20 protein-coding genes are annotated in these 17,224 nt (G+C 40.2%); 14 read left to right on the top strand and 6 right to left on the bottom strand.

From position 1 onward, the window contains the following. Positions 1-32: 32 nt before the first annotated feature. From H6G32_RS06870 to H6G32_RS06860, 3 genes are all read left to right on the top strand, one after another. The gene (locus H6G32_RS06870; protein ID WP_190456444.1) at positions 33-989 is read left to right on the top strand and encodes a GTPase; all 957 of its coding nucleotides are present in this window, start codon (positions 33-35) and stop codon (positions 987-989) included. A gap of 386 nt (positions 990-1,375) precedes the next feature. Continuing rightward, entirely contained in the window at positions 1,376-1,639 is a 264-nt protein-coding gene (locus tag H6G32_RS06865; RefSeq protein ID WP_304523782.1) for a DUF2281 domain-containing protein, read from the top strand. Further along, positions 1,626-2,039 (top strand): type II toxin-antitoxin system VapC family toxin, encoded by a 414-nt coding sequence (locus tag H6G32_RS06860; RefSeq protein WP_190456442.1) that lies wholly within the window; start codon positions 1,626-1,628, stop codon positions 2,037-2,039. Before H6G32_RS06865 ends, H6G32_RS06860 begins: the two co-directional genes overlap by 14 nt. On the opposite strand, the gene H6G32_RS06855 is transcribed toward H6G32_RS06860, so the two are convergent. Continuing rightward, a complete protein-coding gene (locus tag H6G32_RS06855; RefSeq protein ID WP_190456440.1) occupies positions 2,031-2,279 on the bottom strand; it encodes a DUF2281 domain-containing protein in 249 nt (82 codons plus the stop codon). The genes H6G32_RS06860 and H6G32_RS06855 overlap by 9 nt on opposite strands. 200 nt (positions 2,280-2,479) lie before the next feature. Here H6G32_RS06855 and H6G32_RS06850 point away from each other — a divergent pair, with 200 nt between their 5' ends. From H6G32_RS06850 to H6G32_RS06810, 10 genes are all read left to right on the top strand, one after another. Further along, complete coding sequence (locus H6G32_RS06850) at positions 2,480-2,725, top strand: hypothetical protein (protein WP_190456438.1); 246 nt, start codon at positions 2,480-2,482, stop codon at positions 2,723-2,725. Further along, positions 2,722-3,138, top strand: a complete 417-nt coding sequence (locus H6G32_RS06845) for a PIN domain-containing protein (RefSeq protein ID WP_190456436.1) — start codon at positions 2,722-2,724, stop codon at positions 3,136-3,138. Before H6G32_RS06850 ends, H6G32_RS06845 begins: the two co-directional genes overlap by 4 nt. A gap of 121 nt (positions 3,139-3,259) precedes the next feature. Then, a complete protein-coding gene (locus tag H6G32_RS06840; protein ID WP_190456434.1) occupies positions 3,260-3,523 on the top strand; it encodes a type II toxin-antitoxin system ParD family antitoxin in 264 nt (87 codons plus the stop codon). 734 nt (positions 3,524-4,257) lie between these two features. After that, positions 4,258-4,485 (top strand): DNA-binding protein, encoded by a 228-nt coding sequence (locus H6G32_RS06835; protein ID WP_190456432.1) that lies wholly within the window; start codon positions 4,258-4,260, stop codon positions 4,483-4,485. Positions 4,486-4,489: 4 nt separating this feature from the next. Beyond that, positions 4,490-4,747: a hypothetical protein gene (locus tag H6G32_RS06830; RefSeq protein ID WP_190456430.1), complete on the top strand. Its 258-nt coding sequence runs from the start codon at positions 4,490-4,492 to the stop codon at positions 4,745-4,747. 25 nt (positions 4,748-4,772) lie between these two features. Continuing rightward, positions 4,773-5,366 (top strand): Uma2 family endonuclease, encoded by a 594-nt coding sequence (locus tag H6G32_RS06825; RefSeq protein WP_190456428.1) that lies wholly within the window; start codon positions 4,773-4,775, stop codon positions 5,364-5,366. Positions 5,367-5,711: 345 nt separating this feature from the next. Beyond that, positions 5,712-6,431 carry a hypothetical protein gene (locus H6G32_RS06820; RefSeq protein ID WP_190456426.1) on the top strand — a complete coding sequence of 240 codons (720 nt, stop codon included), beginning with the start codon at positions 5,712-5,714 and terminating at the stop codon, positions 6,429-6,431. 50 nt (positions 6,432-6,481) lie between these two features. Then, the gene (locus H6G32_RS27050) at positions 6,482-6,607 is read left to right on the top strand and encodes a hypothetical protein (RefSeq protein WP_255502408.1); all 126 of its coding nucleotides are present in this window, start codon (positions 6,482-6,484) and stop codon (positions 6,605-6,607) included. After that, on the top strand, positions 6,574-7,341 hold the full coding sequence (locus H6G32_RS06815) for a DUF1350 family protein (RefSeq protein ID WP_190456424.1): 768 nt from the start codon (positions 6,574-6,576) through the stop codon (positions 7,339-7,341). Before H6G32_RS27050 ends, H6G32_RS06815 begins: the two co-directional genes overlap by 34 nt. 151 nt (positions 7,342-7,492) lie before the next feature. Next, on the top strand, positions 7,493-8,629 hold the full coding sequence (locus tag H6G32_RS06810) for a PP2C family protein-serine/threonine phosphatase (RefSeq protein ID WP_190456422.1): 1,137 nt from the start codon (positions 7,493-7,495) through the stop codon (positions 8,627-8,629). Here H6G32_RS06810 and H6G32_RS06805 read toward each other — a convergent pair whose 3' ends face one another. From H6G32_RS06805 to H6G32_RS06790, 4 genes are all read right to left on the bottom strand, one after another. After that, positions 8,630-8,956, bottom strand: a complete 327-nt coding sequence (locus tag H6G32_RS06805) for an STAS domain-containing protein (protein WP_190456420.1) — start codon at positions 8,954-8,956, stop codon at positions 8,630-8,632. Positions 8,957-9,261: 305 nt separating this feature from the next. Continuing rightward, positions 9,262-12,381, bottom strand: a complete 3,120-nt coding sequence (locus H6G32_RS06800; RefSeq protein WP_190456418.1) for a PAS domain-containing sensor histidine kinase — start codon at positions 12,379-12,381, stop codon at positions 9,262-9,264. Between the two features lie 456 nt (positions 12,382-12,837). Then, positions 12,838-13,530: a nucleotide exchange factor GrpE gene (gene grpE, locus H6G32_RS06795; protein WP_190456416.1), complete on the bottom strand. Its 693-nt coding sequence runs from the start codon at positions 13,528-13,530 to the stop codon at positions 12,838-12,840. Between the two features lie 210 nt (positions 13,531-13,740). Then, positions 13,741-14,004 carry a sulfiredoxin gene (locus H6G32_RS06790; RefSeq protein WP_190456415.1) on the bottom strand — a complete coding sequence of 88 codons (264 nt, stop codon included), beginning with the start codon at positions 14,002-14,004 and terminating at the stop codon, positions 13,741-13,743. Between the two features lie 358 nt (positions 14,005-14,362). On the opposite strand from H6G32_RS06790, the gene H6G32_RS06785 reads away from it, so the two are divergent. Then, entirely contained in the window at positions 14,363-15,952 is a 1,590-nt protein-coding gene (locus H6G32_RS06785; RefSeq protein ID WP_190456519.1) for a SpoIID/LytB domain-containing protein, read from the top strand. A 556-nt stretch (positions 15,953-16,508) separates the two neighbouring features. Here the strand turns inward: H6G32_RS06785 and H6G32_RS06780 are convergent. Further along, positions 16,509-16,808: a ferredoxin gene (locus H6G32_RS06780; RefSeq protein WP_190456413.1), complete on the bottom strand. Its 300-nt coding sequence runs from the start codon at positions 16,806-16,808 to the stop codon at positions 16,509-16,511. Positions 16,809-17,224 lie beyond the last annotated feature (416 nt).

Genomic DNA, 17,224 nt, shown 5'->3' with positions numbered 1-17,224 from the left:
ATGTGTAATTTCTCTACCAAAAAAGAATATTCATGATTGAACAACAAGCCCAAAAATTCCTTGAAGCTTTTCAAGCAAAACTTCCAGTGGCGCGTGAAAAAAAGCTTGTATTCCTTTTAATTGGTCGTACAGGAGTTGGAAAATCTAGTACTGTAAATGCCTTAATGGGGAAACAGATTGCTGAAGTTGGAGACTATGAAGCAACAACAATGGGAGTTGAATCTTATGAGTCTGAACTTGATGGTATCAAGTTTCAAGTTATTGATACTCCGGGTCTATGTGATGACATTGAGGAAGCAGAAAGGGATCAGCAGTATTTAGACCTGATGCGTTCAAAAATAACGCAGATTGACTCAATGTGGTTTGTTAGCCCTCTGAATGATACAAGGGTTAGGAGCGATGAGATTCAAGCTATTGAATTGATTTCAAAAGCATTCGGTTCAAAAGTATGGGAACACGCTATTATCATTTTTACATTTGCTAACTCTGTTAGTGCAGTAAAGTATCCAGAAGCCTTAAAGAAGAGAACAGAGCTTATCCGCAAAGCGATAGCCAAGTGTGAAGACGTTGGCTTAGTTGTAGCAAACGAAATTCCATCACTTGCTGTAGATACTGGAAGCGAAATAACTCCAGATGGTGAAAAATGGCTTGGAGAACTTTTCACAAAAGTATTTTCAAGAATATCCGAACGTGGTACTATACCATTTTTTTTAGCTATGGCGGATAGCCTCAAATCGCCACAGTCGGGAAAGAAAAAATCTGAACTAGATTCTACACCATATGCTTCTGCTCAGGCTAGTCCTCAAAAACCACGCATCGAGCTTACTCAAGAACAGAAGAAGGAAGTCAAGAAAAGAATTGATGCTTCAATTATTCCAGGTTTAGCGATAGCAGGATCTGGCATTGGCTCGGTATTTGGGCCAGCTGGTGCTGCTATTGGTGGCGGAATTGGTGCTGCAATAGGATTAATTGCGTGGCTTTGGGATTAAATTTATATAGACTATAAAATCGAAATAATAATACCTCAGCAAGTAGGTTGGGTTTAGCAACAAAACCCAACAATTTTTGTGGGGAAGCAAGTAGGTTGGGTTGAGGAACGAAACCCAACAATAAAAAACATAACCCACCATTAATAACGCTAGATTACAACCCAAAAACCCTGTATCTGTTCACATCATCTCACCCAACCCACCCAACCATCACCAGCTATCATGTAAATAAGAGATGAGATAGAAATAGAACAATGACAGATATACCTGGAAAGATTCACCTCACCTGAGAATTATCACCCGAACTAAATCAAACGTCCTACCTACCATCACTGCATAGTTTATAATAGGATCATACTGAAAAATTATCCTCAATTGAGGAGTTAATGATGGTAATAAAAATTGAAGAAATATCTAGAGATATTGATACCTTACCAGAAGAAGCTCAAATCTTACTACTTGATTTTATTCAGTTACTCAAAAAGCGTTATCCACAACGAGAGCCAGAAAATCATAGTCAGGAAAAAAGTCTCTATGAAAAGTTTGATGAAATTGGATTAATTGGTTGTTGTGCTGTGGAAGAAAATTTATCAACCACATATAAAGAAGTTTTATCTAATACATTACCGAATAAATATGATCATCGTTGATACAGGATTTTGGTTAGCTCTTATTGATCAAAAAGACACCTACCACCAAATAGCAAAACAAGCTTTAAAACAATACAATGAACCTTTAATTACAACATGGTGTGTTGTCACAGAAACCTGTTATCTTTTGCTTACTCGCAAGGGAGTTGAAGCTCAAGTTACTTTTTTAAATAGTCTGCAACAAGAATTGTTTACGATTTTTAATTTAGAAGCTCACCATACTTCTCGAATTATTGAATTAATGAAAAGATATGCTAATCTTCCAATGGATTTAGCTGATGCTTCCCTAGTAATCCTAGCAGAACATTTAGGACATGGACGCATTTTTTCAGTAGATCAACGTGACTTCAACACCTATCGTTGGAAGCAAAGTTATCCTTTTGAAAATCTTCTATTTTGAGCTAATTAAAAACAGTGTGTCCATATAATCTTTATTAGTAGATAAATCACTGGCTGCTTCAACACAACCAACGTATTCTTGAGCAAGACTTAAAGCGGAAATTCCTGATTTATTTGGTTGATTATACAACCCTTGGTTTTGCATTTTGGCTAACAAAAACTCTACAAAATCTAACGCTTCTTGTTGCTTGTCAGGAGGTAAGATTTTTACTTTATCTATGATAATTTCTTCAATAGTCATTTTATTTGTCCTCTAGGAGAAATTAATATTTACTTTTCTGCTTTTATATTTTACCATCTACCGCTAGATTAGAACCCAAAAAATTTGTATCTGTTCACATTTTCTCACCCTACGCACCTAACCAACCCTATATTCTCATCACCAGCCATCATGTAACAATGATCTGTTAAGATATAAATGATAGACTTAACAGCAAAGTGATGATTAGATTACAAGAATTGCAAGAACAGGTATTAAAATTACCAATTAAAGAACGCTGGCACCTTGTGCAAACTGTTCTAGCGTCAATTCAACAAGAAACCCTCTCTTCTATTCCTCCTAACTTAAACCTAGAATCTTTATCTGAACTTGACCCCTGGACTCAAAGCCTAATAGGTGTAATTCGCTTAGAATCAGAGAATCTAGAAGAAAGTTATGTTAACTACCTAGAGAAGAAATATAGTTGAAACGGGTATTATTTGATAGCGATGTTTTGCTTGATATCTTAGCACAGCGTCAACCGTTTGTTGTTGCTTCAGCACGAGCATTAAATACAGTGATGCAAAAACAAGTACAAGGCTTCGTTTCAGGACACGCTGTTACAAATATTTTTTATATTTTACGCCGTCAAATTGGTAGCGAGACAGCACGTAAATTAATAGAAACTTTATTGCAAAATATTCAAATTGCCAGCGTTACACATGAGGTAATTCGTCAAGCTTTAAAAAGTCCAATTAAAGATTTTGAAGATGCCGTGACAAGTGCAGCAGCAATGGCAACAGGTTTAGAAATAATTGTAACACGAAACAAAGCTGATTTTGTAGCATCTTCAGTACCAGCAATGTTGCCAGAAGAGTTGTTAAAAATGCTTTCTGAATAAGCTGATATCCGTCCCACCATCTCACCCTACGCAACTTTTTTGAATAGTTGCTTTCATTCCAATGGCATAAAATGACAGGAACTGCCATAATATAGAAAAGCAGATTCAAGAAGTAACCCTCATGAAAAGTATGAATATTTCCTTACCTGACACCATGCGAGCTTATATAGAAGAACAGGTAGCTCAAGGTGGTTATAGCAGCGTCAGTGAATATTTTCGGGAATTAGTGCGACAAGACCAAAAACAGAGAGCAAATGAACGTCTACAAACTATGCTCCTGGAAGGATTAAACTCTGGAAATGCAACAGAAATGACTTCTCAAGATTGGGAAGATATCCGTCAAGCAGTCAGTGAAAGAATTAATAAACGTCAAGGTTCAATTTAGCCGTGATGTTTGCAATTAAAAAAAGACCTCAAGTTATCCGCGACTTGATAGATTTAGCAACCTATATAGCAGAAGATAGTTTAGACGTTTCCGACCGCTTTTTAATAGCAGCATAAACAACATTTAAACAATTAGCAAAAACTCCAGCTATGGGAAAGCTTTGCCAATTCCCCCATCCCGATTTAGCAGACATTCGACAGCAATCTATCAAAGGGTAAAGAAATTAGGTGCAATTAGAACAGAATCACAACGCTTTCTAGCAGCTAAACCACTCTAATATCATCAGGTATTATGTAATTAATAGATTGCATAAATTGTGCGTTAGGGAACGCACCCTACGGACAACGAAGCAAAAAAAATCAGTATTTTAAAACCTGGGTTGGCTGGTTTTGTTCATCTAGCCGCGACTTTAGTCGTTAGGCTAGCGGATAAAGCAAATATTAACCGAGCAAATTAGCTTATCGCTTTTGAAATAATAATTCAGTATGAATCGGCACAAAAAGACTAATTCACAGGAAAAATTTAGAGAAAAGTTTTGTGTTTAAGAAAACAAGCACACAACTGAGGAAGCAATTAAATTTATATGACAATCAAACAAGTTGCATCTATCAAAGGAGAGATTTTCTTGATAAGCTAAAGTAAAACAGTAAGCTGTAAACCCAAAGCGGCTTGTTGTGAGATATTGCCTGTGATTTTGGGCAAAATAGAAGTAGTGACATTCTGAGGGCATAAAAATGACTGCACAGCGGAAAAAGCAACGCACACAAATAAACCTGGACTTGTCAGCGGAACTTTACGAGACGTTAAATAATCTGGCACAACAGATTAACGGAGACAATGCTGATGTACTGTTAAAAGCGATCGCACTCATGGAGTTAGCAGTCGAAGCCAAGCAAAATGGCAAGCATATCTGGATTGCAGACGAGAACCAAAAACTTGAGGCGGAAGTTGTTGGTATTTAGCAGCATGGCAGATGTAAAAGATTTATCCCAGATAATCGCCAACAAAGGCGACAAGCCACTAGTTCTGTTACCAGTAAAATTACACACACAAGCAGACGCCGAACTTGAACGCCAGCTACGGGAACTCAAGGCTAAACAGGAACTGAGAAAAGATTGGATTTTATTTATTGTCAGGGATGTAGTAGTCTTTTCTGTCGCCATCCTCTTCATGTTTGCGGTAGGTGGCTATTCTGTATTCATCCAGATGAAAGCGCTATATTGATGATGTAGGAATCAATCACTTAGCTATGATTTTACAAACTTTAGATCAGATTACCACAATCCCAGAACAGCGGTTTCTCCTACCCGGTGATTACACTTGGGAAGAATTTGAGAAAATAGAAGTCTTAATGGCACAATCACCAGGTTTACGGATAACTTATCTTGATGGGTGTGTAGAACTTATGACTCTTGGTGAACAACATGAAATTATTAAAACTATTTTGGCTATCTTGCTAGAAGCCTTCTTTTTTGAAAAAGGTATAAACTTTATCCCCGTAGGTAGCGCCACCCGTCGCGCTAAAGAAAAGGGTGCTTCCTTTGAACCTGATGAATCTTATTATATCGGCGAAAAGAAAGAAAATCCAGATTTAGCAATTGAAGTTAATATTACCAGTGGCAGCATTGATAAATTAGAGAAATACAAGCGCTTTAAAATTACTGAAGTCTGGTTTTGGGAAAATAATCAGTTATCTCTATATCGCCTCACAAATGATAACTATGAGCAAATTACTCAAAGTGAATTGCTCCCAGAGTTAGATGTATCTTTATTAGCTAGTTGTGTTTTAATACCATCCATAATTGAGGCTAGAACAGTATTTCTTAAAGGAATTCGCCAGTAGTTAACCCAGAGGCTTGAAGTTATTCTCAACCTAAGTGTTGCTGCTAGACGTTCCCCTGGCTAGAATAGTTATTTAGCCCTGTCTCTACAGAGAGCCTTTATTTGGCAATTATAGAGCAAAGCAGGTGCGGGTGGGTTTATTTACATTTACAGGCTACTTGATTGGCTGTCATCTCTCTCTAGCATTAACCTATAACTAGTTATCCGCAGATAAAAGTAGCAGATTCTACAAAAATAACATTTTATATCTAGAAAAAGTTTGAATAAAATGCCAGCTTGAACACAATTTGATAAAGTAGATTGTTATATTATATTAAATTACTATTCTGGCAAGGATTGGGAAGCTGTGCGGGATGATTTACAAGGTTTGGAGATTAGTCAAAAGGAACTGCAACAATTGACTAATTTGCCTGTGAATAATGAATTGATTATAATTACTCATCCTCTGAAAAAGTTTGGCAAAAGATTGATAGCAAAAGTTAAAGGTACTGAAGGTCCTACTGTAGTTTTTATTGGATTTTCTACATTTGCTTTTACCTATCTACTATTTGAGTTAATTATCAAACTATTTGCTACCTGGATCACAATTCCATCCTGGCTATTGTTAATAATATTTGGTCTGTGGGTTGGTGGGGTTACACAAACTATCTTATATTTGGTATGGAAGAGTAGACGTAAATTTTTCAAATCTAATATGACAAATTCTCTGCAAATTCTGCTAAATGATGTTGATAGATATAATGCTGTTATTAAAGTAATAGATATTAATGACCAAATAGAAGAAGCTGGCAACCCAAATGTAGCTATACAGGAAAGAGATAGAGTTCTCGCTGCTCTAAAGCTCACTAGAGTAGATTTAATTCGCGCTTTAAAAACAGAAAAGATTTTGCGAGAAAATAAGAGTTTTATTTTGAGTAATACCGAGCTTTTTGTGAATAATTTAGCAACTTTAACAGCAATGCAAGTTAATGAGCAGGCGACTGAACATGGAAGATTATTAAATGAGGCGCTGCAAATTGCTTTAGATGTGCAATATGAAATGAAAAGATTGCAAAGTCAGGGTTAAAACTAATACTCTGGGTGAATGTGCCTCAAGGAAGTAGACAGGAGAGAGGGATGGCAAAAACCAGCTTTTTCCGGCATCCACCCCACCGTTGCGATCCCCGGACTAACATTAAAGAATATCAATCAAGCGATCGCACATCGGTATGGACTGGAAAGAAATCAGAGGCAACTGGGTAGTCATTCCCCGCAATCCCATCGGTATAATCCACTTCCTAGGAGGAGCATTTGTCGCCACCGCACCCCACCTGACTTACCGCTGGTTACTAGAACACTTGGCCAGCAAAGGATATGTTGTCATTGCTACGCCTTTTGTTAACACCTTGGATCATCAAGCGATCGCTAAATCTGCGCTGCTAAACTTCGAGCGCACCAGAGAACTCTTACATGATACTGGAGAATTACGCAAGCTATATCTCCCAATTTACGGCGTCGGGCACAGTATGGGCTGCAAACTCCACTTGCTTATTGGTAGCTTATTTGAAGTCGAACGCGCAGGTAATATTTTAATATCCTTCAACAACTACGCTGCCAAGGAAGCTATCCCCTTAGTAGAACAGTTAAATTCTACTTTGGCAATCGAGTTTACCCCCACACCCTTGGAAACTAACCAGCTTGTGCAAGAACGCTATCAAATCCGACGCAATTTATTAATAAAATTTAGCAATGATACCATCGACCAATCAGTAGCCTTAACCAAAATATTACAAGCACGCTTTCCTGAGATGGTGACAGTGCAAACATTGCCTGGAACTCATACCACACCTTTAGGTCAGGATATTAAATGGCAACCAGGAGTATCTTTCACCCCCTTTGACGCCCTAGGGCAATGGTTCAAGCAAGAAGTATACCGTGACTTGACTCAGCTAAAACGCGCTATGCTTTTGTGGTTGAATCCTCTCTCACCGCCATAATATGTAATGGCTCTCCAAAGGTCTGGAAGTCGCTGAGTCATGGATAATGGGTGACTGCTATGGACATAGAGGTACTACTAACCCATTAGTCCTTACTTTCTTTTTATTTTTATTCTTCTACAAAATATTAATTAGCATTTCCCTGGTTATTATGTTTCAAATACTAGTAATTGATGATGATCTTTCCATACAAATACTCCTAAAAAGGATGTTAGAAAAACAGGGCTATGATGTAGTCGCTGCCAGTAACGGAGAAGAAGGAATTGTCAAAGCGAGCCTCAGCCATCCAGCACTAATTATTTGTGATTGGATTATGCCGGGATTGAATGGTCTAGAAGTCTGCCACCGGATTAAGCGTGACCCTAGTTTATCCACCACATTCTTTATTTTATTAACATCTTTGGTTTCAGTTGCTGATCGTGTCAAGGGATTAGATGCAGGTGCTGATGATTTTATCTCTAAACCCATCGAGCAAAATGAATTGCAAGCGCGGGTAAGAGCAGGATTACGGCTACATCAGTTGAGTCGAGATTTACAAACCCAAAAGCTACTGTTAGAAACAGAACTGGCAGAAGCAGCAGAATACGTGCGATCCCTTCTGCCTCTCCCCGTGACTGCACCCTTGAGCATCGATTCCCGATTCATTCCCTCACGACAACTTGGCGGTGATTGTTTTGATTACTACTGGCTAGATTCTGATTATCTGGCAATTTACTTGCTGGATACAGCCGGACATGGTCTCAGAGCCACTCTTCCCTCTATTTCAGTCCTAAATCTACTCCGTTCTCGTGCGCTCAAAAGTTTGAATTACTATCAACCAAGTAATGTGCTGGCAGCTTTGAATGAAACCTTCCAGATGAGTTATCAAAATGACAAATACTTTACTATCTGGTATGGAGTTTATAACCGAGTCAATCGCCAATTAATTTATGCCAGTGCCGGTCATCCACCAGCAGTATTAGTATCTGGTAAATCTTCAAATAGTGCTGAAGTAAAACTCTTAAAAACCCCCGGTATGCCAGTTGGTATGTTTCCAGAAGCCAAATATGTTGATGGGTTTTGTCATATTGAAAAATGCAGTACCCTTTATATTTTTAGTGACGGTGCTTATGAGATTACTAAATCAAATGGCACACTTTGGAGTCTGGATGCTTTTATTCAGCTACTAGTTAGCTTACAGCATCCCACTGATTATCAACTCAATCATATACTGAATTACCTAATCAATTTAAACTCCAAAGAGGCTTTTGATGATGATTTATCTATCCTTCAGATTAAATTTGATTAATTAATTGGCGGATAGTACAATCCTATTAAATGCATCTTGACTAGGAAATATCTCAAAGACCTTATCCATACTAGTCAATTCAAATAATATCCTGACTTGCTCATTAATTGAGCAGAGAACCAGCTTGGTATCTGCTGCCCGCAGGGTTTTGAAAGCTAACACCAAAGCACCTAAACCAGAACTATCCATAAAGGTTACATCTTGACAATCAACTAACACAATTTTTACGCCAATTTCGAGAGTTTCTGTAATCGTTTGCCGAAATTCTTGTGAAGTGCTGGCGTTTAAATTTCCGCTGAGTTTAATAACTTTCACCTGCTGTCTCATAATAGGTCACTCTAATTAGCGTCAACAATGTTCTGATTTTGCTAGTATATACCAATCATAAGACATTTCAAAAATGCTCACCATATAAAATTCAGAGAGTATTCATGTCCCAAGCTTAGTAGATAAATTCTCAATTTTCACTTCTCCAATATTTAAGATTATTTTATTTATAATTACTCAGGCTTAATCTATAATTATCACCTGACCTGGAAAACCTGATTGAGTACAAATGAAAATATTTATGAAAGTTTTTAGTGAACATTAAAAACTGAAGACTTGTCTAGACAAGTTTCTTTATAAAGTTATCATTGATGTAAAGGGATAGTAATTACAAACTCAGAACCATTCCCTAGCTGGGAAAAACATTCTAAAGAGCCGCCATGCCGTTGGGAGATAATTTGGTAGCTAATGGATAGCCCCATGCCAGTACCTTTTCCAATGGGCTTTGTGGTAAAGAATGGATCAAATAGTCGATTTTTAACTTCCTCTGTAATTCCCCCTCCGTTATCAGCAATGCTAATTCTGACTTGATTTGCATCTACTAATTGAGTGCGAATATGAATCTGAGGATTGCCATTTAATTTGTTAGCGTTCATCGACTCTTCTATAGCATCAATTGCATTTGCCAAAATATTCATAAAGACTTGGTTGAGTTGCCCCGCATAACATTCCACCAATGGCAGTTTACTGTATTCTTTGACCACCTGAATTTCGCAGCGGACAGGTGTAGCTTTAATCCGATGTTCTAAAATCATGAGGGTACTATCAATACCCTCATGAATATTCACCTGTTTCATATCAGCTTCATCCATGCGGGAAAAGGTGCGTAGGGATACTACAATTTCCCGAATCCGCTGTGCCCCAATTTCGATAGACTTGAGGAGTTTTGGCAAGTCATCGATCATAAATCCTAGGTCTATCTCTGTTACTAGTTCCTGAATTTCCCGTATGGGATCGGAATAGTGTTGCTGGTAGAGTTTGACCAGTTTCATTAAATCTCGGATGTATTCGTTGGCATGAGTGAGGTTGCCGTAAATGAAGTTGACAGGGTTGTTTATTTCATGAGCAACACCTGCTACCAGTTGCCCTAGACCAGACATTTTCTCGCTTTGGATCAGCTGTATTTGAGTGTGCTGGAGTTCAAGTATGGCTGTTTCTAAGTCTTCTGCCTGCTGTTTTAGCTGAGTTTCTGCCAGTTTGCGCTCTGTGATATCAAGCACTATTGAGGCAATACTAATCACTTCACCATTGTCAGCTACTAAGGAGTTGTTATACCATTCGCAAGTAATTACCCTATTGTCTTTTGTCAGATTTTCATTGACACCCAAAATTTCGCCTTGTCTTTCCAACAGAGCAGCCATTACTAAATCTACATATTCTCTAGAAGCATCAGGAACTAAAAAGGTAAAATTACAACCCAGAACTTCACTTTTGCTGTATCCAAAAATTTTTTCTGCCGCCGGATTCCATTCCTGAATCTCAAAGTTGGTATTCCATTCAATCACACCTATTGGTGTTTGTTGAACCAACAAGGCTAATCTTTGCTGGGAAGCCCTCAATTCTATTTCTATCTGTTGCCGTTCGGTAATCTCAGCCTGTAGCGCCTCGTTACTGCGTGCCAATTCTTTAGTACGCTCTTCTACTCGTCTTTCTAGTTCTGCATAAGCTTGCTGTAGTGCCGCCTCTGCTTGCTTAATCGGGGTTATGTCCATTACTAGACCATCCCAGATCACTGACCCATCGGCTTGCTGTTCTGGACGGGATGCAGCCTTTACCCATTTGATTTGTCCGCTAGGAAAAAGCAGTCGCCTTTCCCACCGCCACGGTTCCAAGGTTTGGGCAGAAACAACAATGGATGCTTGAAAGTCCTGAAATTCATCTGGATGGATGAGTGACATTAGCGAGTAAGCATTTGCCAGAAGTTCCTCTGGTGTCAACCCGAATAGTTCGTAGGAACCAGAATTAACATAAGCGAAGGAGATAGAGCCATCGGAATGCAGTACAAATTGGTAGAGCATTCCCGGCACGTTTGCCGATAGCTTTTGGAAGTTGGCCTGACTTTGATGTAGGGCTTCTTCAGTTCGTTTGCGCTCGGTGATATCTTCGTAAGTACCAAGGATACCTACCACATTGCCTTGAGCGTCGCGCAGTGGAATTCTATTAGTATCTGCCCAACTCAGCTTGCCATCAGCTTGTTGTTGGGTTTCAATCATGTGCAGTTCTGCTATACCTGACTCCATTACACGGCGATCGCATGAACGACGCCAGTCAGACTCTTTGTTTGTCCAAGGCAAATCATAGTCAGTTAAACCCACAAGATGCTCTGGCGAATTCACACCGGCAACCCGGGCAAAGTTCTGGTTACAGCCTAGATATACTGACTTAAGGTCTTTCCAAAAAATTAACTGGGGAATGTTATCCATCACCTGCTGCAACAGTTGTTGTGAGGATCGCTGTTGCGTTTCTAACAAGGTGAGTTCCCGTAGGGCGGCCTGGCGATCGCTGATTTCTTGCTCCAATCTGTCAATTGCACGACTGAGTTCGGCAGTGCGTTCCTCTACTCTGTTCTCCAGTTGATTATTTAATTGCTGTAGGGCTAATTCTGCTTCTTTGCGAGTTGTGATATCTGTAAAATTACCAAGAATGCCAATGATATTACCCCCCTGATCGTGAAGCAGTATTCTATTGGTTTCTACCCACCGCTGTCGGCCATCTGCTTGCAATTGGGTTTCAATTAAACTATATTCCGGTGTCTGAGACTCCATCACACGGCGATCGCATTCTTGATACCAGTCAGCCTCTTCCTTTTTCCATGCCAACTCATAGTCTGTCTTACCCACAATGTTCTCTGGGGAATTTACCCCCGCCACAATCGCAAAGTTCTGGTTGCAACCCAAATATACTGAATTACGGTCTTTCCAAAAAATTGCCTGGGGAATATTATCCATTACTAGTTGCAGCATCTGTTTGGAGGCATGTAATTCAGCTTCCACCTGCCGATACTTTGTACTTTCTCGAATAGAACCAACTAGAAATTTATTACCTGCATTATCCACAAATAACCATTTTTTAGTAGAGATAACATGCACCACACCTAGAGTATTGGTCAAATATTCTTCATTTTCATTGGTAATGCCTGTGGTCAAAACCAATTCATCTTTTTCCCAAAACACATCAGCTTCAGCTTTGGGAAAAAACTCATAATCTGACTTGCCGATCAGTTCTTCTCGAGAACGCCCTAATAAATTACAGAAAGCATCATTTAACAGCACCCAGCGATGTTGGCAATCTTTAACAAAAATCGGATCTTCAGCAGCGTTGATGATTTGCAGCAGAAAGGCAACAGAGAAATTTTCCGGCTGGTTTGAGGGCGGATAATTGCTAACGGCTTCTTGTGATTGGTCGGGGGTATTCTTATTGTTCATACGCGAAGTCCTATTTGTAAGCTCTTAAACCCACTTTCCACCTTTTAGGCATCACACTTTAAGAAGTTTTGAATAAAATTTGCCTGAAATATTCAGTCAACCAGAATTTTAGTTTATATAAGCACCTTGCCTATGGTCAAAACTGATTCTCAATCAATACTATTCGTTGACAGCAAGGCTTTGACCAATGCGTAAAATCTTAATTTCTTGGTCAAAATTCTCATGTGTGCCTGTGACAAAGGCTAAATTTAAATTTAACCCTCCCATCCCTGGAAGTTAGTTGTACTGAGCCTCGAATAGCAGTTCTATGAGGCTCTTGACTATGCTGTTTTATTATTCTCAAGTCTAGTAAATTTATAGAAATAGTGCTTTTGGATGTAAAATCCTATCTTAAATTATAAGTGTTAATAATTAATTTAAAAACATCAATTAGGTTACTTATCAAAATCTAAATATTTACACAGGACTCACCTTGGCTCGATAAAGCAGCTTCTCTCCTTGATGGTAGCCAGTATAACGTACCTTAACTATTTCCCCTGGTTGTGCAATTCCCTCCATCAATTGGTGCAATTGGGGATTGTATGGTAGTTCTGCTCCTACAGGTGCGATCGCTTTGACTCCCCACGCCTGTAACAAGGTTTCTAGGGGCTTTTGCACCAACATTACTAATTTTATCGCCTCGAATTGGGGATTTTCCTGGGCTTTTTGCACTGCTGTCGGCCAAGACAACAGAAAAGACTCCAACAATTGCAAACTCGACTGTTGAAATTCTTGCAGTAATACCTCTCGCTGCTGTTCCAAGACTAGCAATATTCCCTGGTACTCTTTTTGCAAAACTGTAATTTGTTGTAATAATTCCTGCTCACTACCTGAAAATTGGGTGATTTTAGCTACGTCAACAGTACTTGGTACGGAGAAAGTTGCTACTAATTCACTCAATGAGACTTGTAGCACTTGTGAGAGCTTTAGCAGCCCATCCACCTGCATCTGCCCTAGCAATCCGCGCCGTAACCGCAAAATTTGACGCTCTGAAACGCCAGCAGCGCGACTCAGTGATTTAAAACTAGAAATACCCACCCGTTGCATTAAATCTTGCAACTGGTGGGTGAAGTCAATTTGGGAATTTTGGGAATTTAAGCTGTCATGCATAGTCAGGAATTGTTGACACTCTCAGGTCTAAAGACACGCTCGCTTTACGCGTACCGGGTAATCTTGTAATTTGGCAGAGGACATTATTCATTATCCCCAATGCCAATTCCTTTTATGCATGAGAAATCAATCTTCTGGCGAACTTTTTAGCATCCAGGCTGTTTTTACTAAATCGACTTGGTTTCAGATATCTCCCATCAGGGGTTTGACTCATGCCATGTGCATTTTAAGAACGCTCCGGGTAGCTCTGCGAACTCTGGCTAAGATGGTAAATTGGCCTAAACGTTGGCAAGCTTCATAGCGATGGCAACCAGAAAAGCCATAATACCGTCCATCTACTTCTAGTACCTCTATGGGTTCTTGCTGCCCAATTGCCGCTATCGATTCCATTAAGGTTTGTACTTTATGTGCATCGTTCTGACGCGGCAAGGGCCGATTAATCTGATTTAATGGAATTTCTTGTACTCTAACCATAGGGAGCTCTGCTGATTAGTTCTTTTTTATGACTTTAGATAAATCATAGTCATTCTGACTTCGATTTGCAAGTGTTCGGTGCGAAACGGGTAATGGTATCATTAGAGCGTTCATGCGACAAAACCACTACATTACAAAGCCAATTGAAAATCCTCCTCAACGCCGCACTGGGGGTTTCATTAAAGTTATCCAAAATTGGTCAGCCTTATCCAAAATCTATTCGTTAGATGCGCTAACTCGGTGCTTTTTTCCGGCATCACCCAATATCTACGGTGAAAACGAGATTCTCAAAGCCGCCAAAAAGCAAAGACTGACCAATTTTGGACAGGTTTTTCCCAAGGGACAAAATCAACTTTTCATGAAAATCTTCTTCTGGCGTTGTTCCTACACTGCACTGACGACATTTTGCTTAATGGGGCTGACAGCTGCCTCAGGGCCTGTGAGCAACTCCCAGGATATGGAACTGAGAATTGGAATTGTGCAGCGATTTGGTGACAGACCTACGAATAAGCTGCAACTGGCACCGACAAAAGGCGATCGCTTAAAACTAACATTTCCGGTAGGTAATAGGCAGGAAACCCTAATCACCCAAAACCCGATCAAGCTGGAGACAGCCATGGAGGCTTTACCCCAACCAGTAATTGAGGAAGTAGTGGTTTTGGGTAACTACCGCACCTTTGAAACCGCTGAAGACAGTGCCCAAAATTGGCGTTCTCAGGGAATAAAGGTAGAAATAGCCCAACCAGAACGTTGGCAAGTCTGGGCGAAACGGGATGTCTATAGCACTCCCTTACTGCGACGCTTATTATTGCAAAGCATAGAAGCATCTGGCCAGAAAATTGCCTACCTCGATACTAAAATACTCCAACAAGTGCCGCGAGTTAGTTGGGTAGTCAATGGCAGGCGCTACCAACAAAATTATCTGTCCATTAGCACTAACAAAAACTTGATTCGGGTGAATCAAGGCGAAAAACCGGAAAGCGATCGCCTTTACGCTGGGCGGATGAATTTGCAGCCAAACGCCTACGGTACTTATACTCTGGTTAATCAAGTCCCCCTAGAAACCTATGTGCGCGGGGTATTGCCCTATGAAATTGGTATCAGTGCCCCTGCTTCAGCCATGGAAGCCCAGGCGATAATTGCCCGCACCTACGCCCTGCGTAATATCCGTAGATTTGCTATAGACGACTATCAGTTATGTGCTGATACCCACTGCCAAGTCTATGAGGGACTACAGGGAGCTGCGGCAAGCACAGACCGAGCGATCGCCGCCACAAGGAGCATGGTACTAACTTATCAAAACGAGTTAGTGGATGCTCTGTATTCTTCTACCACAGGCGGCGTCACCGCCAACTTCAGTGATGTCTGGAATGGTGCGGATCGTCCCTATCTCAGGCCAGTAGTCGATGCACCGATGAATATTTGGAACTTATCTGGGCAGAGTTTAGCAGATGAAAAAAACTTCCAGCAGTTTATCAGTATGAAAACAGGATTTAATGAAAGCAGCTGGGGTGTATTTCGTTGGCGCAAAGAAACCAGCCTAGAAAATATTACCAAGGACATGCAAAAATTTTTGCGCGTAAAAAACAGCCCATACTCCAAACTCAAAAGCATTCAGGGCATAGCTGTAGTCAAGCGCAGTCAAAGCGGGCGCATTCTGGAACTGGCAGTCAAAACTGATATCGGCACTTTTAGCCTACACAAAGACGAAGTGCGTAGTGCCTTTGCGGCTCCTGTAAGCACACTTTTTTACCTACAACCCCTAAATAAAGGCCAACCAGAACTGTGGGGATATGCCTTTATTGGCGGTGGACTCGGACATGGAGTCGGCTTAAGTCAAACTGGTGCTCAAAATTTAGCCAAGCTAGGTTGGTCAAGTCCGAAAATCCTCCAGTTCTATTATCCCGGCACTCAAATTAAAATCCTAGAGCGAGACATTAAACCATAGCTAACCGAAAAAGGGATTGGGATCTGGGGTCTGGAAGGGGGAATTATTGGAGAAGTTTCATTCTTGTCTCCTCCTTTTTCCCAATTACCAATACCAATACCCATTGCCCCTAATCCCTTTCTATGAAAATCAAGTAAGCTTGCTAGACCCACTCATCCGAATACTTTCAGCTTGCCTTGTGCCTAATTTTTCAGGCAGGTTTATTGTTGAGGCTTGTGACGTACTCCACACACTCCGCGTTCGGGTGAGTGTAAGCTCTCTCAGGGACTCTTCTTTGAAGACATTGACTGAGCTTTAAGACCGTGCGCCCCACGGTTCTTTGGTTGATCCAAACAATTAGCTTTTATTTTAATAGGCTGCTTTTCAGCATTTAATTGGATTACACCTATCAATCGAATCGTATCACAAAGAGAGAAGAATAAGATTTGTTCGTTTGGGACCTGTTCTCCTCCCTCGCCTGGGGCATTGGTCGGAGAACTGTCGTCAACTCACTCGTATTCATCTCATCACCTCCCTATCGGGTAGGTGAGAGGCTTCTACTTTTTAAGCTAAACTTTTAGTAAAGATCTTCTTCTTTGTGGGTTTCGATTGTACAGTCAGAGGCTGGGTAGGCAACACAAGTTAGTACATATCCAGCTTCTATCTGGTCGTCATCTAAGAATGACTGATCAGACTGGTCAACGGTACCCGATGTAATTTTACCTGCACAGGTCGAGCAAGCACCAGCGCGGCAAGAGTAGGGCAGGTCAAGACCAGCTTCTTCGGCCGCGTCTAGAATATAGGTATCGTCCTCAACGTCAATTGTTGTATCTAAACCTTCGGCTTCGTGGATCAGTCTCACTTTGTAAGTAGCCATTTAGTAATCCTCTCTTTTTCAAACAGCAGTATAAGTTATCTTAAAGCAAATAGTACGGCTACTCTTATGGGAGTGGTCGCAGGTTCAAATTTGCTTCAATTCTGATACTACGGGAAAAGTTAAAGGATGTAACTGGAAATCGACCCCGATTAGTAATGAAATTTAGTTAGTTATTACCGATAAGTTTTTATTATGCAAAAAACGACTAGGGAAACGGCAATGAAATCTTTGCAGGGCTTTAGTTTTTTGCCAGTTCAGAGATTGTTGCCATAACTGTCAGAATATATTCTACACTACCCCAAACTCCCTATCTGTTAATGTTTTTTATCAAGCTGACAGGTGGTTGCTCTCCTTGAAAATCGAAATAGAACCAGTTTCTACCCAGAAAAAAGTAGAATTAGTGGGCATAGATTTAC

This window comes from Cylindrospermum sp. FACHB-282, from assembly GCF_014697195.1.
GTDB lineage: Bacteria > Cyanobacteriota > Cyanobacteriia > Cyanobacteriales > Nostocaceae > Cylindrospermum.
The sequence above is the reverse complement of the archived record's forward strand: the minus strand, read 5'-3'. Positions and strand labels throughout refer to the sequence as shown.